Origin of the sequence: Halobacillus litoralis (assembly GCF_020171725.1) — a bacterium.
GTDB lineage: Bacteria > Bacillota > Bacilli > Bacillales > Halobacillaceae > Halobacillus > Halobacillus litoralis_F.
On record NZ_JAIVAJ010000001.1, the window covers coordinates 283,911 to 306,155 of the forward strand.

The window sequence follows — 22,245 nt, forward strand, 5'->3', positions numbered from 1 at the left end:
ATAACACAATTATTATTATTCTACATTTTGCACTTGTTCTTTAACCTTCTCGATTTCGCTCTTCAACGCGACGACCCATTCGGACACTTCAGCGTCATTCGATTTCGAGCCAATGGTGTTCACTTCCCTGTGCATTTCCTGAACGACGAAGTCCAGTTTTCTGCCAATCGCTTCTTTCTTGTCAAGGGTCGTAAGGAACTGTTCGACGTGGGCATCAAGCCTCGTCAATTCCTCTGTGACATCTCCTTTTTCAGCAAGAAGACCTACCTCCTGAAGCACACGGGACTGATCAGGATCGAGTGTTTCTCCAGCGTATTCTTCAATTCTCTCACGAATCTTTTCCCGATATTCCTCTACGATTCCAGGACGTTTCTCTTCTAGCTTTGCGAGAATCGTCTTGATCGTATCCAGTCGTTTCTCAAAGTCATCACGAAGACGCAGGCCTTCTTCCACTCTCATCGAGAGAAGCCGATCGAGCGCTCGTTCTACTGCTTCGATGAGCGATTGCTGAAGCTCGTCTGTGCTGCCTTCGATTTCACGAACGGTAAAAATATCGTCTAACTTAGAAACCATATCAATTGAGACGTCTCCCGTCAACTGGTATCGGTCTTTGATATCCTGAAGCTTCTCGATATATTGAGAAACCAGCTGGTCATCGACGTCGACCTTTTTATCGAACAGCCCTTCACCTTCTATTGTGACAAATAGCTCGACTCTTCCACGGGAGAGCTTATCCTTCACTGCACGCTTCATTTTCTCCTCCATGAACAGGAGGTGGCGTGGTGCTTTCGTCGATATATCCAGGAAGCGGTGGTTCACGGACCGAACCTCTACATCAATCTGGGTGTCTCCGACGTGCACCGTTTCCTTCCCATACCCTGTCATACTTCTCACCATCTGATCACATCCAATCTCCCTCTATTATAGCAAGTGAGGCTGTTTTTCTCACACCCTCTGCTCTTCTTCACGTCCCCACTGATCGATGGATGTCTTCAAATAGAAGAAACTCGTAAGGATCAGGGCAGCCGTAAAGGTCAGCATTACCCCTCTGACGGGGAGAAAACCAAGCACGACACCGCCCGCGAGTGCACCGACAGGCATCGCTATGGTAATGACGGAATCGACCGTCGTGTTGACCCTTCCAAGCAGATGCTTCGGTGTCATGCTTTGAATAAAGGACGCGTAGATGACGTTATAACCTCCCATACAAACGTGCGCAAAGAAGATGAAGACACAGGCGGTGAACGTGTTCTGACTGAACGTCATCAATCCCCAAAGCACTCCGTGAAGGCCGACACCGAGGGTCAAAATGCGCCCCGCATTCATCACCTGTTCCATTTTTCCAATCAACAGTGCACCAGTCATGCTTCCGATTCCGGCCGCTCCTAATAAAAAACCGTAGGTAGATGGAGACGCTGACAGTTCGTTCGAGAAATAGGGAAGTGCCACGATGGTGAGCGCCGTAAAGAAGTTCAAAACTGCAAGAGGGGCCACCATCCACTTCAGCTTCGAGTTCATGACAAATCTAAAGCCGTCCTTCAGTTCATTCCGGTACTCCTTTAAACGAAACGGCTCCACCTCGTCTGCCTGTCTAGGAAATGTGAAGAACTTCAATAGAATAAGCGGCAGCAGAAAGATAACGAAATTCAGTTGATACAAAAAAGAAACAGATACCGCAACCAGCATCAGCCCTGCGATACTATCGAACAACGAATCCGACAACTTATAAGCAACGGAGAACCATGAATTCGCCCGCACCAGCTCTTCTTTTTTCACAATCTGTGGAAGTACGGTTTCTTCCACCGGGTATGTAATAGCGGAACAGCACGCTGAAAGGAACAGAAGCGGAAGCAGGTACAGAACCTCCATCTGACCTGTCAGAAATAGCAGCGTAATCGCCCCAATCGCCACCAGCTGACCAAAAGCGGCGGCTGCAAGGATTCGTTTCGGATGAACCTTATCAATGAAAGGGCCCGTGAAGATCAACAACGCTTCCGGCAGCGTGAATAGAAAACCGGCCATCCCCGCATAGATGGCGACATCCGTACTGTTCGCCACGTACCACATCGAAATGATAAAAAAGAGACTGTCGCCAATATTCGTAAAGGCCCCCATTAAAAATATGATTTTAAATGAACGGTTCTGTTTTAAACTCATCGTCTTACCTCCTCTTTCTTTATTGTAGGAGGATGTAAGCCTTGAAAGTATGGATAGATTGATTGAAGAATAAAGTTGCCATACAGGTTGAATAAGGTTGTGAGAAGAACTCTCTAAACCAATTCCTTTGTATTCTTCCAAGAAAATCGACTCGAGATCGCTTCTCTCGTCGTTTTTGAATCGTAAAGCCGGTTGAAACGGTAAAGAGGAGAGCTTTCTCAACCGTTTTAACACTGCCCCATGAAAAAACACCACCCAAAAGGCAGTGTTATCGCTTCACATATACAATTTTCTTAATCGTTTCAACAGAGAGACAATACCTCTCAGCCAGTTCCAAGACGACGACCCCTGATCGGAAATCACGGCGGATCGACTCATTCCGCTCATCAAGCTCTTTTCTCACGCCTGATTTCGTCCCCCACTTATGATGGCTCTCCTTCAATTTCGGAATATAGATCGTGTCCCCTTGAATATATTGTTGAATCTGTTTCATCAATTCTTTCGGTAAAACCTCTTTCGCATTACATGTCATGTCAGCCAGCTCCTTATAATGATCTGTAATTTATAAGGGCAAAGCCGAATGAAGCGGGCGGTTCTTTAATGTAATCCCTCATACAGAGCACCGCCGGCTGAATCCAGCTTTGCATGAGGCTTTCGAAGCGTCATTTTGGCACCTAGTAACATGACTCCAGACTCCTTCCCGTCAGGTTTTCTTTTATTTTTTCATAATTTCTTGAATCTTACAATCTTTTCTAACCTCGAGCTTCTCCACAATCTTTCGTTTAATCTTTCGTTCGGAATCGTGCTATAATTTTCTTTTAGAGAGGTGAGTACGATGTCATTTGACGGAATTGTCACCCGGGCGATCACTCATGAATTGAATGAGACGATCCAGTCCGGACGAATTATGAAAATTTATCAACCAACAGAGACCGAGCTGGTCTTTACTGTTCGAGCGAACCGTGAGAAACACACACTTTTATTATCCGCACACCCGAGCTATGCTCGTTTTCATTTAACGGATGATACGTATCACAATCCAAAAGAGCCTCCGATGCTCTGCATGCTTTTAAGGAAGCACCTGGTCGGAAGCTTCATTGAACGCATTGAACAAGTCAGCATGGAGCGGATTGTGAAGCTCCATATCAGAACGCGCAATGAAATCGGTGACGAGACGATGAAGACGCTGATCATTGAAGTAATGGGCAAACACTCCAACATTCTGCTCGTTGATGAGGAGCAGGGACATATCCTTGACAGCATTAAACACCTGCCCCCATCTCAGAACCGCCACCGTACGATTATGCCGGGTCAGCCGTATAAACTGCCGCCTGAGCAGGGAAAAATCAACCCTGTCGACCTGGAGCCGGATGCGTTGATCCGCAAACTGGACTTCAACTCTGGGAAAATGGATAAGCAGATCCTCTCCACCATCATGGGCTTCTCGCCTATGATATCGAAGGAGATCGTGCACCAAGCAGGTCTCGGAGGAACGGGCGGTCTGAAAAGCGCATATGAAGCTGTCAGAAACCGCATTCTTCGGCATGATTACGAACCGACGATTCATCGTGCAGATCGGGAGCAGTTCTATGTGCTGCCGCTACACGAATTCTCGGAGGAAACCGAGACGTTCGATTCTGTCAGCGCCATGCTTGACGACTATTATTCCGGAAAAGCCGAGCGCGACCGCGTCAAGCAGCAGGCCGGCGATCTATTCCGCTTCCTGAAAAACGAACGGGATAAGAACAAGCGGAAAATCAAAAAGCATGAACAGACGATGAAGCGATCAGAGGCAGCGGAAGACTATCAGAAGCTTGGCGAACTGTTGACCGCTCACATGCACATGGTCAAAGCCGGTGATGAACACGTGACCGTTGTCGATTACTATGACCCTGATCAGTCTGAAATGACGATTGAACTGAACCCGAATAAATCGCCGAGCGAGAACGCTCAGAGCTATTTCCAAACGTATCAGAAGCTGAAGAAGTCAAAAGAAGTCGTGCAAAAGGAAATCGAGAAAGCAGAAGATGAGATCCTTTACTTCGAACGGCTCCTGCAGCAAGTCGAATCCGCTCGTGAAGAGGATATCGATGAGATCCGCGAAGAGCTTCGGGAAGAAGGCTATTTGAAAAAGAAAGCCCAAACAAAGGGCAAGAAGAAAAACAAGCCGTCAAAACCGAATCCAGAGCACTTCGAATCGACGGACGGTACGCTCATTTACGTCGGACGCAACAACAAACAGAATGAGTATCTGACGAACCGTATGGCTGGAAAATCAGACGTTTGGCTGCACGCCAAAGATATTCCAGGTTCACACGTCGTCATTAAAGATGAAAACCCGTCAGAGGACACCCTGTTCGAGGCCGCCCAGCTTGCCGCGAACTTCAGTAAGTTCAGCAAGTCCTCAAGTGTTCCTGTCGACTACACACAGATCCGTCATGTGAAAAAGCCGTCTGGTGCAAAGCCCGGCTATGTGATCTATGATCACCAGCAGACGCTTTTCGTCACGCCCGATGCTTCGTTTGTGAAAAAGCTGAAAAAGTCGTAGCTTTTTTCTTTTATAAAAAACCCGTAGAAGGCCTTCTCAATTGGATGCCTCCTACGGGTTTCATTTTGTAACAGCTGAAGGGCTCCCAGCTATGTACGCCTCTAGAAGCTATTGCATCGATGGTTTTCACTTTGTGACAATCACTTCCTCATCGTTCACCAGGCCATCTTCCTTCGCCCATATTCGATAAAGGACGTCTGTTCCTTTATGGACTTCAAGTACATATTCCTGCCACTCAAACAAGCCTCCAAGCGATTGGACATCCTCTACAGCAGTGATTTCAGGATTTTCCTCGAGGACTTCTTGTTTAACCCCCTGAAGCTTTGATTCCACTCCCACCTTTACCAAAAGGAGGATTGCTGCGATTCCAACAAATGTGATGACGAAGGCTTTCATAACTGGATTTTTCATATCAACACTCTTCCTTACATAGTAATTCTATGTACAAGGATAAAAGAATGACCTACAGAGGTCAAGAGTGACTAGAAAAGACCAAGGAAGATTCCCTGGTCTCCACCTTAACTTGCCTTCTTTTCTTCGTCATGTCCACCATCATGCGTTCCCTCTTGATGTTCTTCCTGTTCTCCTACTTCATAAGCCTCAATCATCCGTTGAAGATCTTCGGAAGACTGACTCAGACTCTCAGCGGAATACGCAACCGATTGAAGTCCAGTCACTTGTTCATCCAGCGTTGCGGTCACCTCTTCATTTGCGGCAGCTGTCTCTTGCATGCTTGCTGAAATTTTCTCCATAGCTCCCATTACGACATCTTTCTCTTCATTCATGCTTTCCACTTCTGTCACATTACCTTGGATACTATGATTGATATGTTCCACATTCTCACGTATTTGATTAAAAACGTTGATGGTATCGGTCACAACTTGCTTTTGCTTTTCAGATGTCGTTTTGGTAGTCGCCATCCCCTCTACTGCCTGCTTCGAGCTGTTCAGGATCTGCTCGATGATTTGTTGGACTTCCGCCGTTGATTCTGAAGATTGATCCGCAAGTTTCCTCACTTCTTCAGCTACGACTGCAAATCCCTTCCCGTGTTCACCTGCACGAGCCGCTTCGATGCTTGCATTCAGTGAAAGCAGGTTCGTCTGCTCTGAGAATTCACTGATACTCGCAATCACCTGATTGATTTCGCCAATTTGACCGGCAAGATTTTGAACAAGCGTTTCAACATGGTCGATGGTTTTGGTGGAATCAGTGGATTGACGTTCGAGTTCATTCATTTGATCCAATCCTTGATCACTTGCCTTCATAGCCAGCACCGACTGTTCTTTCATGGCTTTTGAGTTCCTTGTCACTTGCTCAATTCTCCCTGAAAGACGATCCATCTGTTGTTTCGTTGTGTCGATTTCACTGGAGGTGTGGGAAGAAGCAGCCGCGATTTCCCCCATCGTCCGATTGATCTCTTCACTGGATGCTGTTGATTGTTCAGAAACGGAACTGAAATTCTCTGCCGAATGCGTGACGGTATTGGAAGCTTGACCGGCTTTAATGATGAACTCTTTCATTTCATGAACCATCGAATTGAAATGGTTCGTTAAATCACCAATCTCATCGTTACTTCGTGGTGTGAGTTGAACATCTAGCCGCCCCTCTGCAACCTTCTTCGTCTGCTCTGACAAAGCTTCGATCGGCCGGGTCATTTTCGTTGAGAAGATGTAAATGGTTGCACCCATGACAACAATCACGATGGCACAAATCACAAGTAGATTCCTTAACAATACGTTTGAGGAAGCGTACAATTCAGCTGTTGGAATCGATATCCCGAGCTTCCACCCTGTTTTCGGAACCGTTGTAAAGAACAATTCCTGTCCATCATCTGTAAAATGGCCCGTCTCCTGCTCAATGATCTGCTGACCCGCTTCACCTAGATGGCTTTCATTGTTGACGAAGCCATTCATCACGTTTTCAACCTCTGGGTGAGAGAGATACTGCCCCTGAGCATCCATCAAAAAAGCGTGACCATTATTACTCGTCTCAAGCTCCGAAACGAGCCTTTGGATACTTGTAATATCAATATCACTTGAAATGACACCAGCAAACGTGCCATTTTCATAAAATGGTACAGCCGTCGTTACCATTGTGATGTTTGAAGCTTCATCATAATATGGATCTGTCCAGCCTGCCGTCTCCGCTTCCTTCCCAGCCTGATACCAAGCAGTAGACGGGAAATCATATTCCGCTGTTTCGTATTGATCTGTGTAAGCCACACCACTTTCCGTCTTCATTACGTAAGGTCCGAAATAGCGCTCGGAAGAACGATAGGTATAGGGTTCATACCATACACCTGCGCCTAGAGTATCTTCGTTCGTCCGGATTGCATTACCAAGAATATCTTTATAGTCCTCTCTTGTGAACGAAGTTCCTCTTGCTTCCACAAGCGCAGCAATCGATTGAGCCACTTGCTGGTGCTTATTGAAACGGTTATGGATATCATGAATAATTCCTTTTTCTATTTCTTCGGTACTCCGCACAATCTCTGATTCTACCTGTTGTTTCGATAAATGGTAAGAAGCAAAGGTGACCAAGAGCATAGATAGAATGATGGTCGGCAGTAACGCCCATAACATTTTGTTCTTCAATCGTGATGGTTTCCACTTCATGTCTGTTCCCTCCATTTGAATAACTCTTACTGTTAACATCGGAACAGACTATGATTTTTTTACTAGAAATAATTGAGATTTACACGATTCTTACACGTTAAACCTATTTATTATCAGACTTTCCTATCATTTCTATTAAAGTTTCGTATTCCGTTCGACTTCCATCACCTCAAGATCCTTTGAATCCAACAGATCCTGGATGAGTCTCAAGTTTCCGCTAATCAGCGTATAATCCAGGTCGATATCGACGAATACACAGTACTGCCTGTCTTCCGGCCACCAGTAAGTCGGCGAACCGGCAACCTGTTGATTTTTCTTGAAGTCATTCACCTCGTCCAACTCCCCCGAAAAACAGAGCCCCTCTCCAACATACCCGAAGTTCAAGCTGTTCAATTCATAATGAAAATAAACCAGCCCCTCCGTATGGTGACGGAGAATCCCAAGAAGTTTCGGTAGGACCCACTCTTCTACTTCCCCTTCCTCAGGCATCACCAACTCTCGCGGGATGCCACCAAGAGTCTGATCAATGAATGCTGTCGAAATATCTTTTGTATAGGGACCCCCATACTTCTCACAGACTTCCTTATACGTCTGCCGCTCCCCCAGTCCAAAGGTGGGGTCATCATTTGGATCATGATCGCTCCAAAAGGTCAAAGCCTTCGGAGCGATCTTGTCCACATGGATCGGGTTCATCACCTTGACGTACTTCTCAAATCTCATCGGCATGACACGTTCTACGGTCGCTTCTCCACACTTCAGATTTCGCTCTTCTTCAATCCACTGATGGACGTCACAACCTACCTGTTCCACAAAATCTCCCCTTCCTCACAGCCATGTTCTACAGTTCGGGCACTGCTGCTCCCCATTGTGCCTTTTCATTTATTGACCACAGTAATGGCACTTTACAACAGCCGTTCTCTCATGCAGATACTGGTCTCGGCTGATAAAAACATCCCGCTCTCTTCTAATATAAAAAATCGGCACCGCGATCATAAATCCGAGGGCGACTAACGTAATGAATAATGTCATGGTCCGTAACGACTCCTTATTGAAGGCGTACGAATGAACCTTGCCATAAGTTCCATTTTTTTCTATATCATGTAATAGCTTTACTCTGATCTAACCCACATTTGAAAAGCTCGTCGTCCCTCAAACTCCCGATTTCAAAAGGAAGCATAGGAAAATGGGACGGTTGTTTCTTCTCCTGACTGCATGTCTCTCAACCGGTAACAGCCATCCTCCACTTCACGACCGCCAATGATGATCACTTCAGAAACGCCCATGGCATCCGCTCGTTCCAGCGCTTTTTTTAATTTTTTGTTGGAGAGGTCAAGCTCCACAACTTTCCCTTGCCGTCTCAGCTTTGTTGCCACTTGAAGTCCTTGTTTCGGACAGCCGATCGTTGTGACGAACACATCGACATCCACTTCGTCCGAAATCGAAACGGCTTCAAACATGACATCAAGGCCGAAGGATAATCCGACGGTCGAGATCGATTCGTTCGTACCGAGAAACCCTCCTACCGCATTGTCGTATCGCCCTCCACTCGCAATGCTGGAAGACAGCGAATTGTCCTTGAGAAAGACTTCATAAATGGTGCCGGTGTAAATGTCCAATCCGCGCGCTAGAAACGGCTGGAACAGGCACGAGGATTGGATGTCCAGCGCCTCTATATATTCCTGTAGCTGCTCGATCTCCTCTATTCCCTCTTTCAATTCTTCATTCGGCTGTTCCAATGTTTGATAGTAGGACAGGGATTGGCTTCGTTCATCTGTTATATAGTCCTCGATGCGCTGCCGTGTGTCCCCCTCTATATCCAGTTGACCCAATTGATCAAGAACCTTTTCAACCCCGATCTTTTCGACTTTATCCAAGATGAGAATCGCTTCGTTCACGTTGCTTGAGGAAATACCGAGCCGCTTCAGCATCCCAGTGAGAAGCTTACGGTTATTGTATTCCAATACCACGCTCATCCCGAGCTCATCAAATGCATCGAGTGCCATCACCATCAGTTCAGCTTCTGCCACTGGAAACTCCGCTCCGACGACATCGACATCACACTGCGTAAATTCACGGTTCCTCCCTTTTTTAATCGGGCCGTCCCGAAACACCTTGCCGATTTCATAACGCTTGAACGGTTTCTTTAACTGCGGGTTCATCGCGGCCACTTTCGCAAACGGAATCGTCAAATCGTAACGCAGCGCAAGCTCCCGTTCCCCACGGTCCGACAAGGTGTACATTTCCTTCAGAATTTCCGCCCCGCCTGCATATTTCGATGCCATAAGCGACTGTTCATTGAGAATCGGTGTCTCGAGCGGAAGACAACCATAAGAGATAAATGCATTTTCAAGTGTCCTTCTGATGTGTCTTCTTTTTCTTTCCTCTTCAGGCAGGAAGTCCTTCGTCCCTTTCACATTCTGATCCTTCATCTTCTTCATTCCATCAGCCTCCTTTTAAAAATAAAAAAACCCCACGATTCTTTGGATTAAAGAACCATGAGGTTGATTGCATAATAGCCTTCCTATGTACGATTTTTTTACAATCGAATAGCAAGACTAGATCGTATGATGAAGTTGTGTCGTTACGTTAGCCATAGGTCGACACTCCTTAAAAAGATTACCCTATATATTACCAGAACAAATTTGGAATGCAACGTTTTTATTGCACCCATTTATACAATCGCTGGATGGTTTCAATCACTTTTTCATCTGCACGCTTATGATGCCGGCGATCGGGTACATCTTTTACCGCCACGACGTACAGAAAAGGATACTCGTGAAAGCTTCCTAAAATGCCGATATCGACGATGGCGTGTTCGAGTCCACCTGTCATATGATTCAAATGATGAGACGGCACTTGCAGCATGTGGTCCTGCTGCCTCACGAGGCCGCTGATGACCGGTCCGAACGTTTGCGGGTCCTGTTGGTATCCGTCATAAATTCTCTGAATCAAGTAAAACATATCTGCTGCACTTGCCTGATTGCGCACGTCTCTCGGGTCTTCCTGAAGGTCCATCGTCCTGAAATCCTTCTGGACCAAGTCATGTATCTGCTTCCATCCCCCACCAACTTGAACGACCGCTTCAGCTACAGCAGTATCATGGGCTGCGATCATCACTTCAACGGCTTCCCTCAATGAAAGAGAAGTCCTGCCCTGATAATGCGGATAAATCTCTTCACTATCCTCAAGCGGGTTGAACGTGACGTCATCCACTGTGTGTTCCCAAGTGAGTTCACCTCTTTTGACTTGTTGTGCCACCGCGTATCCGACAGCAAGCTTAGCGGCCGAAGCGAGCGGAAATAACTCATCCTCGTGAATGGAAGAAACGACTTCCCTGTCTTTCGTCGAATAAATGACAGCAGCCTGTGTCCCTTTTTCAATCTCAAGCAGTTTCCCAATGACTTTGCTCACGACCTCATCCCCCTGAAATTTGTTTTGTCTATTATATACCAGAATGTGGGATGTGGACAGCTGAGAAGCTCAACTTGAGTCCTTTCTCCTGTACAGCCTAAAGTGAACGGGCCGGATCAACAAGTCGCTCCCTCATCAGCTCGATACATGCTTCAAGCGGTGCCGTCTTCCATTTGTCTTTGTGCCAGGCCATCTTTGTGTAGACCGGCGGAACCATCGTCTCGACATCGAGTTCGACAAGCTCCTTTGACTGCAGTTCACGCTCCACGACCATTCTCGGCAGCAACGCGACACCGAGACCTGCCATCACGCATTGCTTAATCGCTTCTACGCTGCCAAATTCAAACTGACTTCCGGGATGCACGCCTTCTTCACGACATGCTTTCTCGAATAAATTCCGGTACGAGCACCCTGCTTCCGTTAACAGGAACGTTTCCTCTTTAAGCTCCTGGAGTGGAATATTGGATTCACCTGATAACGCATGTTCCGGGCTTGCTACAAGCTTGATGTCATCGACCGCAAGAACTTCCATAGTCAAGGCGGATTCAGGCTTCAGTACATCCAAGAAAAAGGCGATATCCATCTTCCCCTCCTCCAACTGTTGACGGACCATCGTATCGGAGTGTGCCGGTTTGAAGACGATCTTCACCTTCGGATACGTAGCTTTGAACTCCTTCAGGATAGGGGGCAGTCGATAGGTACATAGACTTTCCTGTGCTCCCATCACGATCGTACCCTCCGGTTCGTCCTGTCCGCTGATCACCAGCTTCGCTTCCTCACTCAACTGAACCAGACGTTCGGCATAGACGAGAAAATCCTGGCCTGCTTCGGTGAGTCGGATCTTTTTTCCTAAACGGTCAAAAAGGGGCTTGCCAAGGCTGTCTTCAAGCGCGCGGATGTGAGAGGTGACGCTGGACTGGGCGAAGCTGAGCTGACTCGCGGCTTTGGTGAAGTTCAAGGTTTCGGCTACTGTCAAAAAGGTGTGGACTTGTTTTAAATCCATCGTAGGTGCTCCTTCCATCGGATTTATCGATTGTATCGATTGGAATTATCCGTTTTTGTGATTGTTAGTCTTAGTATAGACTAGTAGGTGACATAGAACAACGGAGGGATTGGGTATGAAAATAGCTGTACTGAACGGCGGTGGCCGGAATGATGGAAATACAGAGATGCTCGCAAAGCGTCTGGTGGAAGGAACGGACGCGACGTGGTTCGATCTGAAGAATTATACGATTGATGCGATTGTTGACGAGCGCCACGATGAGGATGGGTTCCATTCTGTTAACGATGACTATGACAGCTTGATGAAAGAGGTTATGGCGCACGACGTCCTTATTTTTGCTACGCCGATTTACTGGTATTCGATGACGGCATCCATGAAGCTGTTCATCGATCGCTGGTCCCAGACGATGAGGCAGCCGGAATATGAAGATTTCCGTGAACGGATGTCGGGAAAAAAAGCATTTGTCACAGCTGTCGGAGGTGATCAGCCTCATACGAAGGGGCTGCCGATGATCATGCAGTTCAAACAAATCTTTGATTTCGTCCAGCTTCCGATGGAGGGGTATATCATCGGCCAGGCTCATAAGCCAGGCGACATCCTTAAGGACGTGGCTGCATTAGATAGTGCGGATCGATGGAATCAACAGTTTAAGTTATCTGGAAAATGATGTTATCATAAGGGTAAAAACAGGGTGATTTCCTTTGAGAGGTTTGATGATTACGGCGTTCTTCGTTGTCACTATTTCAGCTCTTGCCTGGATGACCATTGACGGTCAGTCTACTGGTGATTCCAAACAAAGCCCATGCCACAGAACAAATGATGTCCCTGCGTCACACGAAGAATATTTAGACGATTTTGGGTGGCACATCCAAAAAGATTGCGGCTCTACTTTAGAGGTCATCGAGTATTTTCCTGAACGACTTCAAATGCTGAAACATGCTGGTCTTGATTTGGAACCTTATGACGACAAAGGAATAGAAGCAGTCGTAACTACCTATCGATTGAAGGAAAAGCGCTCGGACGCCTCAAGGTTATCCGCTGTCCTTTACGAAATCGACGGGGAGATTGTGGGCGGTTATGGAACGATGGAGAATTGGACACCTGGACTTTTCGCATTAGATGAGGAAGAACGCATAACGACAGAAGATAAAGTAGATTAGAGAAGCTGACGTAACCCGTCAGCTTCTTTTTACTGCCTTTACAATGAGAAAGTGGGGATGGGTCATCAAGTAATCATAGTTTTTCTTATCCAAGTCTTTCAATTCGCTTAACGGTCGCGGCTCCATGATGTGGTCTAACTGAAAAGAGCTTGTGGTCACGTTCACGATATCCTGCATGGAACGTCTGTAAAATCGGACATCCAATGTGACGGATGGCTTGTGCCAACGGTCCGTCAACTGCTTATTTTCAAAATAGTTCTCTGCGTTCATTCTCGTAAAATCCATGAACGGATGATGGACGGAAAATAAGAGTATTCCGTCCGGCTTCAGAAGACGATGAAATTGTTGAAAGACTTCGCTCCAGTCCTTGATGTAATGAAGCGTCAAGGAGCTGATGATCCAATCGAATGTTTGATCCTCGAAAGGAAATGGCTCTTCCAGGTCATGTTGGAGAAATTCGGCTTTTCCTTTCAGTCTCTCCTCCGCCGCCTGCACCATTTTTCCACTGACATCAACGCCCGTCACACTGGCCCCTCGTTCTGTAAGTTGTTCACTATACCACCCAGCAGCACACCCTGCATCCAGGACCCGCACGTCCTGCAGATCTTTTGGAATTTCATCAAGCATTGCCGGTCTTTCATACAGCGCATTATAATAACTCGTTTGATCCGTGTCTCTTAAGTATGTAGATGCTAGCTGATCAAACGTCTCTCCTGTCTTATTCATCGAACCGACTCCCTTCTTTCTATCGATAGTTTACCATACGTGCTAAACTGATATGGAAGATAAAGGAGGAATGTCATGTACAAGCACATCATTTGGGACTTTGACGGGACGTTATTTGATACATACCCGGTCATGGCGGGGATTTTCGAGCGGACGTTAAAGGAAGAAGGAATCGAGGAAACTTCGGATCAGATTCTAAGTCACATGAAGGTCTCGATGTCGGCAACGGAAAAACACTATAAGGAGAACTACGCCATCGACGACCACTTCATCAATCGATTCCATGCGAAACGCAAGGATATTGAAATCGAGCAGTCCGAGCCATTTGACCATATCGCGGAGGTCTGCCGTGCCATCCATCAATCAGGCAGGAAGAATTACCTTTATACCCATAGAGGCCGTTCATCTATTGAGATGCTGAAGAAATTCGATCTGTATGATTATTTCACAGATTTCATCACGTCAGAGCATGGATTCGAGCGGAAGCCGAGCCCGAATGCCCTTCTCCATTTATCGGAGAAGCATCAGATCACTACGTCAGAAGCCGTAATGATCGGGGACCGTGATCTCGACCTATTGGCAGGGAAACATGCTGGGATGGATGCCATCTATTTTTCTGGCCGTCCTGAACAAAACGAACATGCCGATCACTCGATCACCGATTTTCAGCAGCTTCTGCCCATTCTCAACCTGCATAACAATAAGTAAGACGGCTGTCCGAGCCGCGACTTTCCGATCAGAAAAAGGTAGGACACCCACTTTGCTACTAAGTGGGTGTCCTACCTTTTTAACACCGTATCAGGATTCCGAACTAGCCAAAAGTTGCTCCGCTTCCAATCGTTCAAAGAACCGCATCCAGCTCTTACGTTTAATAAACGGCTGGATGTCTTCCTCTTGTAGATTCAACGAAACATGTCCGCTGAAGTTCTGGTCGATTTCATATACGTTCTCCACCATGCCGCTCAACAAAACTTCATTGATTTCCTTGAACTGATTCAGCTGGTCCTCCACATCGTTCGACCACTCCACTTCCTCTTCCACCGCTTCATTCAAAAACGCTTCAGGAGAGTTTGTGAGCTGATACAAATTTTGATTCATACCTTCAAAAATGTCCGGCTGTTCGGTTGTAGAAATAGCCAGGATTTTCGTCCACGATAAGCCGAGCGCTTCGTATTGCTGTAACAGGTCTCTTCGATCCGACTGTGTCCACTGGTCCTGTTCAGCATAGTCGTCTATTGAACGGTTAATGTTCTCCAACGTATCTCCCGTTAAAAGGAACGAGAACATGAATTCATTCGATAAGTGATTCATGTATTTCTGTTTTTCTATGTATTGATAACCAGCGAACACCACTAATCCGAGAACCGTCACACTTCCTGCAATCAATACGAATCGTCTCTTTTTCGTCAACCGACTTCGAAAAGAACCCTTGCTTCCTTCCTGTCGCTCCAATCGGATATACATAACCGATAAGATGACCGCTACAACGTTGAAGGTGATGATCAATGTTGTCACCTTGAACGCCTCCCCTCTTTTTATCCACGATACATGTAAATTTCAACCATTTCAAGCGTGTGCTCCTGTCACTTGATGGTGTGAACGTTTATACTGTAGAAAAGGAGGTTGTGAAGATGAAAGATTGGTACAACGACGTAAGTTCCATGCAGGCAGCCTTGACGAATGGACAGACAAGTTCCAGAGAGCTGACCCTGACTTATTTGAAAAGGATTGCCGAATACGACCAGCAAGGTGCTGCCATCAACTCGGTGGCGGAAATCAACCCCGATGCCGTACATATAGCGGAAGCGCTCGATCAGGAACGGAAGCTGAAAGGAATCCGAGGACCGCTCCATGGGATCCCCGTCATCGTGAAGGATAATATTGATACGGGGGATAAAATGCACACGACCGCTGGATCCATCGCGCTGAAGGATCATTATGCGGATAAGGATGCCTTCGTCGCTTCTCAATTAAGAAAAGCAGGGGCCGTGATCATTGGAAAAGCGAACCTGACGGAGTGGGCGAATTTCATGAGTGAAGCGATGCCAAACGGCTACAGTTCGCGCGGCGGTCAAGTCCTGAACCCCTATGCCCCTGGCACATTCGATGTCGGGGGTTCCAGCTCAGGCTCCGCAGCAGCGGTCGCTTCTTACTTCGCCGCCGCAGCAATCGGCACGGAAACGAGCGGATCGATTTTGAGTCCAGCCAGTCGAAATTCACTTGTCGGCGTAAAACCGACAGTCGGGCTCGTCAGCCGTTTGGGCATCATCCCGATTTCGCACAGCCAGGACACAGCAGGGCCCATCACACGAACGGTTAAGGACGCCGCACTCCTGCTCGAAGCACTTGTAGGAGTCGATCCGAAAGATCCGGCCACGGCAGCAAAACCAGGACACATATCGAACCTTTACACAATGGAATTAAACACATTCGCTCTACAGCATGCACGAATCGGGGTCGACCGCACCTTTTTACAAGCCTTGAATGAGGAAGAAGCGAAGGTAATCGATCAAGCCATCGAAGATTTGAAGAAACAAGGTGCGGAAGTGATCGACGTGTCTCTGCCGGTTACTGAAAGAGAATCAAGCGTCATGTTCCATGAATTCAAGCATGGCGTGAATGCCTATCTCGCCACATGCGCACCGCACATTCCGGTCCACACACTTAACGAACTGATCGTGTTTCACCATCAACATGAAGAAACAGCTCTGAAATACGGTCAGTCAGTTCTGATGGATGCAGAAAAAACGAACGGCCGTCTCACCGACCCAGCATACCTGTTGGATCGCCTGGAGGACCTCCGAGCCTCACAGGCAGATGGACTCGACGCCGTGAAAGCCGAATATCAGCTGGATGCATTCTTATCCCCGAATGAACTCGGCTCCCAAATGCCGGCAATCGCAGGATATCCATCCATCACCGTCCCAGCAGGCTACACCGAAACCGAAGGAAAACCCGTCGGACTAACCTTAACAGGCGGTGCGTACGAAGAAGGGAAACTACTATCCCTCGCCTACCATTACGAACAAACTAGAAGCACAACTCACAAAGCTCCTACTCTGTGAACCAACAAAAATAGGTTGTGGCTTTTCATCATTTAAAAACCCGGACGCCCCATTCTTAAAGAATGAGTCGTCCGGATTTTGTTTTGTAGATGATTCTGTAATCAAACGATTGGCAGTACCTTCAACCTGGGCAATGACAGCAACACTCTCCATTTAGAGCAGAAGTCTTGTCTGGCTTTCCAATCGAAATAAGGGTCGTCACACAAGAGGTTCCACCCCACTATGTAGAGGTGTTGGAGAAACGAGGAGACTCCTACAGGATCAAAGTACAGCGTGAGACCCCGCAAGCGACCGAAGGAGCGAGGAGGCTCACCGGACGCCTGTGGAAAGCGAGTCGTTTCTCCAACACCGTTTCTCTCTACCCAAGCGAACCGATAGGTAATGTTAGCGATCGTGCCGTCCTAAAATCAATAAAGTTTTGATAAGGAGCTTTTGTCAAATGGAAGCAGATCATCCGCCTGACCGTTTTCCACCTTCTCCACCCAGGCAGGATCCTGGAGCAGCGAACGGCCGATTGCAATCAGATCGAACTCCTCTTGATCAAGCTTTTCGACCAATCCATCAAGACTCGTCGTTTCCGCATCAGAAAAGCTGGTAAACTCTCCGCTCAGACCGACCGATCCAACCGAAATAACCGGTTTACCCGTCAGCTTTTTCGTCCAGCCTGCGAGATTCAAATCAGAACCTTCAAATGCCGGCTCCCAGAACCTACGAGTCGAGCAGTGGAACAGATCGACTCCTGCGTCAACAAGAGGCTTGAGGAATTGGTCCAGCTCATCCGGGGTTTCCGCGAGCTTCGCAGCGAAATCATTCATTTTCCACTGAGAGAAGCGGAAAATAATTGGGAAGTCATGGCCCACTTCACGTCGGCAGGCTTCCACGATTTCGACGGCGAACTGCGTACGTTTAACGAGATCGCCTCCGTAACGATCGGTTCTTTTGTTCGTCTGTTCCCAGAAGAACTGATCAATTAAATAACCGTGTGCGCCGTGGATTTCGATCGCGTCGAAACCTAAACGTTTCGCGTCAGCTGCGGCTTTTGCGTAAGCCTCAACCAGCTGTTCGATTTCTTCTATCGTTAAGGGTTCAGTCGCCTTCTCGCCGTCCAGCGTCAGACCAGACGGACCGACAGGGGAAGCCTCCTCATTCGGAAGATCGCCTTGCTTTCGTGTCATTCCGACGTGCCAAAGCTGAGGTGCAATTTTACCACCTGCCTCGTGTACTTGATCGACGACGTTCTTCCACCCTCCAAGCGAGGCTTCGCCGTGAAATAGTGGAATCGAGTCACCTGAAACAGAGGCTGGATGATTAATGCCGGTTCCCTCTGTAATGATCAAACCAACATTGTGCTCAGCCCTGCGGCGGTAGTAGGCCGCTACCTTTTCGTCTGGAATGCCGTTCGGAGAAAAGCTTCTCGTCATCGGCGCCATGACGGTCCGGTTCGGCAGCGTCAGTTTATCTGTTTGAAAGGATTCAAAAAGTGGTTGTAGTGATTGTTGATTGCTCATACTGTCCCTCATCTTTCATGTATACAATATGAGTATGCCAAATGAGAAAAAGAAAGGAAAATGATTTGTTTCGTTCATGTTCTACCAGATATCCACTTATGAAAAATGCTTCACCAACCACCGGACCCACTCTGATTCTGTTGACGTCCTCAGTTTTCTCCCATGTCCAATGCTTTCTACGACCTTGAGTTCAACCTGATCAGCTCCCGCCTTTTTCAATTTTTCATAGAAACTGAGGGTATGGCGTGGCCGTATGCTCACGTCCTCTGTCCCGTGTATGAAGAGCATCCTCTTGTCTTTCAGTTCCGTTATGTAATCAACCGGGTTGCACAGGTGCTCTCCTTTGATAAAAGCGTTCCACTCTAGAGGGTCGATGTCTCTAAAAGTGTTCTCATGACATCTCTTCAAAAAAGGAAGCATCGTCGTGAGGTCCTCTTCCGGTTCATCTGGTCGATCGTTCTGAGCACCAGGGTCGAGCATCGGGCAGAACGCGACAGCCCCGTCCGCAAGGTCATTTTTTGCAAGTGCCGTCACCGCAATGGCACCTCCATAGCTGTTACCAACGAGAACAAGACGATTTACATTCCACCTAACCGTTTCCATTGTAGGAAGGTCCGTCGTTTCCCCTTCGTTCAACAGTTCCAATCCAAGGTTTGCTCCTTCTACCGAGCTCGCAGGTCCGAAACGTCCATAACTCTGCCAGCTTCCGGGGTATCTGGCATTCAGAACCGTAAACCCTTTCGCCGCCAGATTGTGGGTCATATCTTCTACCAACGGCTGGTTCGGGAGACCAGGCAGCCACACCAATCCAATACCTAGGTTATCCTCATCACTCGGAATCAATAAATCTCCTACAATCTCTTCTTTTCGAACAAAATAATGCCTCATTGTTTCACACCTTTCCTAAAAAAAGAGAGCCGGTCATTCTGCCCCCTCCTCTTGATTTCGTTCATCAAAAAATGCCCGCAGTTCTTCCAGCTTATGAGTCCGGAACACAATGCCCTCCTCATCCGTTACGATATACGTCGGACCCTCTTCATGAATCCCAAGAAGTTCAGCCTGGTTTTGCACACCGTTTGTAAAGGTTGGTTCGATGGATACTTGACTGATGGGCGTATCGCCGATGACATCCCTGTAGGATCCCATCTCTTCTGCTTCACCAGTGTTGTAGACGTAAAGAGACAGTTTTCCTTCCTCTGCCGTCATCTCAGACACCAGCTCTTCTTTCGTATAAGGCGTGACGGTAATCCGTTCCGCTTCATAAGTCTTCAAGTCATCAGACACGTCGACCAATTCCTCTGCAGAGACTAACTTTTTTTCATAGCCACCATTTACGACCACCTCGACTTTATGTGCAGACTGAAGCTCCTCAAAGGAACTAACTTCTCCTTCAAAGACCGTTTCCTCCATTACACGGATCCTGGCCGCTTCAATAGTCGGATCGTACTCATCATAATCCCCTTCACTCATCTCTTCCAACGAGTACGCATAGCCTTTAAAAAGCGTGAATTCAGACTGATCTTCATTAATACCATAGGCTTCCCCCTTGACTAGGGACGTTTCATTTCCACATCCTACGAGAAGAAGAAGGATGCAGATGATCCACCAAATTCTCACGAAAACACCACCTTCTTTAAGGTTGCTGCCAATTCACGTTTTCATCTTCAGCCAGGCTATTCAACGTTTTCATATGGGACGTATCACTCAGCACTTTGTGAATGCCGATGCTTTCCTCACTAACCCGTAGACTCTTGAAAGCCATTTGAGATCCATTACTTGTCGGCTCCGTTACATCAAAGGAAACGCGGAACGCCTCTTTTCTCTCTCCTTGACGAAGCTTCACTTCCACATCAGACAAATCCGCTAAGATCGAATCGATCACCTGTTGATCGGTCAATGTTACAAACCTCTCGCTTCCGTCATCTCTCCTATCAAAGATCGTCACTTCATCAATCGTGTTTTCTTCCTCATAAAGTTCGGCATACACATCCTGAACCTCCTTCGTCTGGGTCTGGTTATAGATGAGATAGACACCACCTACAATCACCGCGGTCACAATGAGTAACGGGACAAGCTTTTTAATAAAAAGGCGCAGCAGCAAAATCAGAATGAGCATTGAAAAAATGATGACTAAATAGACCATACAATCCCCCTTCCTATTTTTCTATCAATGATTGCAGCGTATTTAAATGCTCGGGATCATTCGTAATTTTAAACGTGTTTACGTGATCTTCCCCGACGAAGACATGCGAATAGTCCGTTTCAGAGAAACCTTCGCTATAGTTATCGGTGACAACAAAGCGGACTTGATAGATTTCACCCGTAAAATCATAATCTTCCTCACGCTTCAGTTCCAGACGGGATAAATCCTCCAGCACGCGTTCAATCTGTTCAGGATTCTCTACGGTCACTTCATGTTCTGTTCCGAAATCAGGACGTGGGCCATCGGAAATTCCGACTGTCATCTCTTCAATGACAACATCCTCTTCATAAAGATCATCATAGGCCTCGACAAACGTCGTGTTCTTCGTCTGTTCAAAAATGAGAAAAGCCCCTACCGTAACGAAAAACAAAATAAGACCGATGTAGAGCGTACGTTTTATGAACAGTCTCAACAAGAGCGCAAGCAGCAAGAGACAAAATGCAATAATCCAGTAAACCATATAAAAAAACCTCCTATTCATGTGTACGATGCAAGGACTGGATCCGTTTCAAAAAATTAGGGGAAAGATACCTGTGCAGTATCTTTCCCCTCATTCCTTTGAAACAACCGTATTATGTTTTCAGATGGCTTTCCTTACGCTTCCTCAATTTCTTCACAGACTGGTTGATCACTTCAGACAGCACCAGGCCGATCGCAATCGCTCCTGATACCATAAAGGCCTTCGCCGATATCGGCAGAGCCGTTTCATAATTATTTTGGACAAAATGACGCATCGCATCATACGCAAGACCGCCGGGAACAAGCGGAATGATACCGGCAACACTGAAGACGATCACCGGCGTCTTGTACATTCTCGCAAAAAACTGCCCGATCATCGCAATGACAAAGGACGCGACGAATGTACCCGTGATTTCATTCAGCTCTGCCTGAACGAACAGAATGTAAATCACCCATCCGAGAGACCCGACAAGTCCACATTTAAACAATGTGCTTCTCGGTGCCTGAAAAAGGATGCCGAAAGAGGCCGATGCGATAAAGCTCATTAAAATTTGTTCGGCAATCAACATGAATCGTCACCCCTAAAAGATCGAAAACGCAATTGCGACCCCTCCTCCAATGGCAAAAGCGGTCAGGAACGCTTCTGCCCCTTTCGATAACCCGGAGACGAGGTGTCCCGCCATCAAGTCACGGACCGCATTCGTAATCAATAGTCCTGGGACAAGAGGCATGACCGAACCGATGATGATCTTATCCGCCTCATTTCCGATTCCCATCAATAAAAACGAAAACGCAAGAACCCCTATGATCAACGATGCAAGGAATTCTGCAAAGAACTTGATTTCAAAAAAGCGGTGGAAGGCGAGTAATGCGATGAACCCGAATCCACCTGCTACACAGGCCGGTCCGAAGTCGAACCAGCTCCCCTGGAACATGATCGCGAAACAGCCACTTGCTAGGGAAGCGGACGCAATCTGAGCAGGAATCGTGTAATACGTACCCGCCTTGTCAAGATCGGTCAGCTCTCGATGCGCCTCTCTGATTGACAAGCTCCCGCTTGTGATGCTTCTCGAAATATTGTTTGCCTTTGCAACTTTATGCAGATTCGTCGTCCTGTCCGATACACGAACGAGCTTTGATGGCTCCGATTGACCAAGGGAGAAGACAATTCCGGTCGGCGTCACGAAGCTTTGCGCCTCCCCACTCCCAAAGGAAGCGGCAATCCTCGTCATGGTGTCTTCCACCCTGTACGTTTCCGCCCCGTTTTGCAGCATCACTCTACCGATTAATAAACATAATTCAATGACTTCTGTCGTACCCGCTTCAAAGGCTTTCACATTCGTCCTCCCCCTTTCACTCTTCTCATTGTTAAAGTGTAGCCGATTTGATC

24 protein-coding genes are annotated in these 22,245 nt (G+C 47.1%); 5 read left to right on the top strand and 19 right to left on the bottom strand.

The window, feature by feature from the left end; translation table 11 throughout:
* Positions 1–15 precede the first annotated feature (15 nt).
* From LCM20_RS01490 to LCM20_RS01500, 3 genes are all read right to left on the bottom strand, one after another.
* Positions 16–897: a YicC/YloC family endoribonuclease gene (locus tag LCM20_RS01490; protein WP_225193653.1), complete on the bottom strand. Its 882-nt coding sequence runs from the start codon at positions 895–897 to the stop codon at positions 16–18.
* 48 nt (positions 898–945) lie between these two features.
* A complete protein-coding gene (locus LCM20_RS01495; RefSeq protein WP_225193654.1) occupies positions 946–2,157 on the bottom strand; it encodes an MFS transporter in 1,212 nt (403 codons plus the stop codon).
* A 268-nt stretch (positions 2,158–2,425) separates the two neighbouring features.
* Positions 2,426–2,689 (bottom strand): CD3324 family protein, encoded by a 264-nt coding sequence (locus LCM20_RS01500; protein ID WP_225193655.1) that lies wholly within the window; start codon positions 2,687–2,689, stop codon positions 2,426–2,428.
* A 303-nt stretch (positions 2,690–2,992) separates the two neighbouring features.
* Between LCM20_RS01500 and LCM20_RS01505 the strand changes: the two genes are divergently transcribed.
* A complete protein-coding gene (locus tag LCM20_RS01505; protein ID WP_225193656.1) occupies positions 2,993–4,705 on the top strand; it encodes an NFACT family protein in 1,713 nt (570 codons plus the stop codon).
* Between the two features lie 126 nt (positions 4,706–4,831).
* Here LCM20_RS01505 and LCM20_RS01510 read toward each other — a convergent pair whose 3' ends face one another.
* From LCM20_RS01510 to LCM20_RS01540, 7 genes are all read right to left on the bottom strand, one after another.
* Positions 4,832–5,116: a hypothetical protein gene (locus tag LCM20_RS01510; protein ID WP_225193657.1), complete on the bottom strand. Its 285-nt coding sequence runs from the start codon at positions 5,114–5,116 to the stop codon at positions 4,832–4,834.
* A gap of 107 nt (positions 5,117–5,223) precedes the next feature.
* Positions 5,224–7,320 (bottom strand): methyl-accepting chemotaxis protein, encoded by a 2,097-nt coding sequence (locus LCM20_RS01515; RefSeq protein WP_225193658.1) that lies wholly within the window; start codon positions 7,318–7,320, stop codon positions 5,224–5,226.
* A 135-nt stretch (positions 7,321–7,455) separates the two neighbouring features.
* A complete protein-coding gene (locus LCM20_RS01520) occupies positions 7,456–8,130 on the bottom strand; it encodes a hypothetical protein (protein WP_225193659.1) in 675 nt (224 codons plus the stop codon).
* 69 nt (positions 8,131–8,199) lie between these two features.
* Positions 8,200–8,349, bottom strand: a complete 150-nt coding sequence (locus tag LCM20_RS01525) for a hypothetical protein (RefSeq protein ID WP_225193660.1) — start codon at positions 8,347–8,349, stop codon at positions 8,200–8,202.
* A 134-nt stretch (positions 8,350–8,483) separates the two neighbouring features.
* Positions 8,484–9,749 (bottom strand): histidine--tRNA ligase, encoded by a 1,266-nt coding sequence (locus LCM20_RS01530; RefSeq protein ID WP_225194179.1) that lies wholly within the window; start codon positions 9,747–9,749, stop codon positions 8,484–8,486.
* 229 nt (positions 9,750–9,978) lie between these two features.
* Positions 9,979–10,731 carry a serine hydrolase gene (locus LCM20_RS01535; RefSeq protein ID WP_225193661.1) on the bottom strand — a complete coding sequence of 251 codons (753 nt, stop codon included), beginning with the start codon at positions 10,729–10,731 and terminating at the stop codon, positions 9,979–9,981.
* A 97-nt stretch (positions 10,732–10,828) separates the two neighbouring features.
* Positions 10,829–11,734 carry a LysR family transcriptional regulator gene (locus LCM20_RS01540; RefSeq protein WP_225193662.1) on the bottom strand — a complete coding sequence of 302 codons (906 nt, stop codon included), beginning with the start codon at positions 11,732–11,734 and terminating at the stop codon, positions 10,829–10,831.
* Between the two features lie 115 nt (positions 11,735–11,849).
* On the opposite strand from LCM20_RS01540, the gene LCM20_RS01545 reads away from it, so the two are divergent.
* Entirely contained in the window at positions 11,850–12,401 is a 552-nt protein-coding gene (locus LCM20_RS01545) for a flavodoxin family protein (RefSeq protein ID WP_225193663.1), read from the top strand.
* Between the two features lie 46 nt (positions 12,402–12,447).
* The gene (locus LCM20_RS01550) at positions 12,448–12,894 is read left to right on the top strand and encodes a DUF4830 domain-containing protein (protein WP_225193664.1); all 447 of its coding nucleotides are present in this window, start codon (positions 12,448–12,450) and stop codon (positions 12,892–12,894) included.
* A gap of 18 nt (positions 12,895–12,912) precedes the next feature.
* Here LCM20_RS01550 and LCM20_RS01555 read toward each other — a convergent pair whose 3' ends face one another.
* On the bottom strand, positions 12,913–13,620 hold the full coding sequence (locus LCM20_RS01555; RefSeq protein WP_225193665.1) for a class I SAM-dependent methyltransferase: 708 nt from the start codon (positions 13,618–13,620) through the stop codon (positions 12,913–12,915).
* Between the two features lie 75 nt (positions 13,621–13,695).
* Here LCM20_RS01555 and LCM20_RS01560 point away from each other — a divergent pair, with 75 nt between their 5' ends.
* A complete protein-coding gene (locus LCM20_RS01560) occupies positions 13,696–14,328 on the top strand; it encodes an HAD-IA family hydrolase (RefSeq protein ID WP_225193666.1) in 633 nt (210 codons plus the stop codon).
* A gap of 90 nt (positions 14,329–14,418) precedes the next feature.
* Here the strand turns inward: LCM20_RS01560 and LCM20_RS01565 are convergent, their stop codons facing one another.
* Entirely contained in the window at positions 14,419–15,135 is a 717-nt protein-coding gene (locus tag LCM20_RS01565) for a hypothetical protein (protein WP_225193667.1), read from the bottom strand.
* Between the two features lie 116 nt (positions 15,136–15,251).
* Between LCM20_RS01565 and LCM20_RS01570 the strand changes: the two genes are divergently transcribed.
* Positions 15,252–16,685, top strand: coding sequence for an amidase family protein (locus LCM20_RS01570; protein WP_225193668.1), 1,434 nt, complete (start codon positions 15,252–15,254; stop codon positions 16,683–16,685).
* A gap of 407 nt (positions 16,686–17,092) precedes the next feature.
* On the opposite strand, the gene LCM20_RS01575 is transcribed toward LCM20_RS01570, so the two are convergent.
* From LCM20_RS01575 to LCM20_RS01605, 7 genes are all read right to left on the bottom strand, one after another.
* The gene (locus tag LCM20_RS01575) at positions 17,093–18,193 is read right to left on the bottom strand and encodes an NADH:flavin oxidoreductase (protein WP_225193669.1); all 1,101 of its coding nucleotides are present in this window, start codon (positions 18,191–18,193) and stop codon (positions 17,093–17,095) included.
* 96 nt (positions 18,194–18,289) lie between these two features.
* Positions 18,290–19,081, bottom strand: coding sequence for an alpha/beta hydrolase family protein (locus tag LCM20_RS01580; RefSeq protein WP_225193670.1), 792 nt, complete (start codon positions 19,079–19,081; stop codon positions 18,290–18,292).
* 33 nt (positions 19,082–19,114) lie between these two features.
* Positions 19,115–19,810, bottom strand: coding sequence for a hypothetical protein (locus LCM20_RS01585; RefSeq protein WP_225193671.1), 696 nt, complete (start codon positions 19,808–19,810; stop codon positions 19,115–19,117).
* Between the two features lie 16 nt (positions 19,811–19,826).
* Positions 19,827–20,336 (bottom strand): hypothetical protein, encoded by a 510-nt coding sequence (locus LCM20_RS01590; RefSeq protein WP_225193672.1) that lies wholly within the window; start codon positions 20,334–20,336, stop codon positions 19,827–19,829.
* Positions 20,337–20,349: 13 nt separating this feature from the next.
* Positions 20,350–20,856: a hypothetical protein gene (locus LCM20_RS01595; protein WP_225193673.1), complete on the bottom strand. Its 507-nt coding sequence runs from the start codon at positions 20,854–20,856 to the stop codon at positions 20,350–20,352.
* Between the two features lie 112 nt (positions 20,857–20,968).
* Complete coding sequence (locus LCM20_RS01600) at positions 20,969–21,424, bottom strand: threonine/serine exporter family protein (RefSeq protein WP_225193674.1); 456 nt, start codon at positions 21,422–21,424, stop codon at positions 20,969–20,971.
* A gap of 12 nt (positions 21,425–21,436) precedes the next feature.
* Positions 21,437–22,192, bottom strand: a complete 756-nt coding sequence (locus LCM20_RS01605) for a threonine/serine exporter family protein (RefSeq protein ID WP_225193675.1) — start codon at positions 22,190–22,192, stop codon at positions 21,437–21,439.
* Positions 22,193–22,245: the final 53 nt, after the last annotated feature.

Bases quoted from the DNA above. Each gene is read 5' to 3' on its own strand.
- LCM20_RS01530 (WP_225194179.1), bottom strand. From the start codon at position 9,749: ATGAAGGATCAGAATGTGAAAGGGACGAAGGACTTCCTGCCTGAAGAG.
- LCM20_RS01525 (WP_225193660.1), bottom strand. From the start codon at position 8,349: ATGACATTATTCATTACGTTAGTCGCCCTCGGATTTATGATCGCGGTG.
- LCM20_RS01545 (WP_225193663.1), top strand. From the start codon at position 11,850: ATGAAAATAGCTGTACTGAACGGCGGTGGCCGGAATGATGGAAATACA.
- LCM20_RS01505 (WP_225193656.1), top strand. From the start codon at position 2,993: ATGTCATTTGACGGAATTGTCACCCGGGCGATCACTCATGAATTGAAT.
- LCM20_RS01570 (WP_225193668.1), top strand. From the start codon at position 15,252: ATGAAAGATTGGTACAACGACGTAAGTTCCATGCAGGCAGCCTTGACG.
- LCM20_RS01510 (WP_225193657.1), bottom strand. From the start codon at position 5,116: ATGAAAAATCCAGTTATGAAAGCCTTCGTCATCACATTTGTTGGAATC.
- LCM20_RS01600 (WP_225193674.1), bottom strand. From the start codon at position 21,424: ATGTTGATTGCCGAACAAATTTTAATGAGCTTTATCGCATCGGCCTCT.
- LCM20_RS01575 (WP_225193669.1), bottom strand. From the start codon at position 18,193: ATGAGCAATCAACAATCACTACAACCACTTTTTGAATCCTTTCAAACA.
- LCM20_RS01590 (WP_225193672.1), bottom strand. From the start codon at position 20,336: ATGGTCTATTTAGTCATCATTTTTTCAATGCTCATTCTGATTTTGCTG.
- LCM20_RS01550 (WP_225193664.1), top strand. From the start codon at position 12,448: ATGATTACGGCGTTCTTCGTTGTCACTATTTCAGCTCTTGCCTGGATG.
- LCM20_RS01490 (WP_225193653.1), bottom strand. From the start codon at position 897: ATGGTGAGAAGTATGACAGGGTATGGGAAGGAAACGGTGCACGTCGGA.
- LCM20_RS01515 (WP_225193658.1), bottom strand. From the start codon at position 7,320: ATGAAGTGGAAACCATCACGATTGAAGAACAAAATGTTATGGGCGTTA.
- LCM20_RS01580 (WP_225193670.1), bottom strand. From the start codon at position 19,081: ATGAGGCATTATTTTGTTCGAAAAGAAGAGATTGTAGGAGATTTATTG.
- LCM20_RS01595 (WP_225193673.1), bottom strand. From the start codon at position 20,856: ATGGTTTACTGGATTATTGCATTTTGTCTCTTGCTGCTTGCGCTCTTG.
- LCM20_RS01500 (WP_225193655.1), bottom strand. From the start codon at position 2,689: ATGACATGTAATGCGAAAGAGGTTTTACCGAAAGAATTGATGAAACAG.
- LCM20_RS01555 (WP_225193665.1), bottom strand. From the start codon at position 13,620: ATGAATAAGACAGGAGAGACGTTTGATCAGCTAGCATCTACATACTTA.
- LCM20_RS01495 (WP_225193654.1), bottom strand. From the start codon at position 2,157: ATGAGTTTAAAACAGAACCGTTCATTTAAAATCATATTTTTAATGGGG.
- LCM20_RS01540 (WP_225193662.1), bottom strand. From the start codon at position 11,734: ATGGATTTAAAACAAGTCCACACCTTTTTGACAGTAGCCGAAACCTTG.
- LCM20_RS01560 (WP_225193666.1), top strand. From the start codon at position 13,696: ATGTACAAGCACATCATTTGGGACTTTGACGGGACGTTATTTGATACA.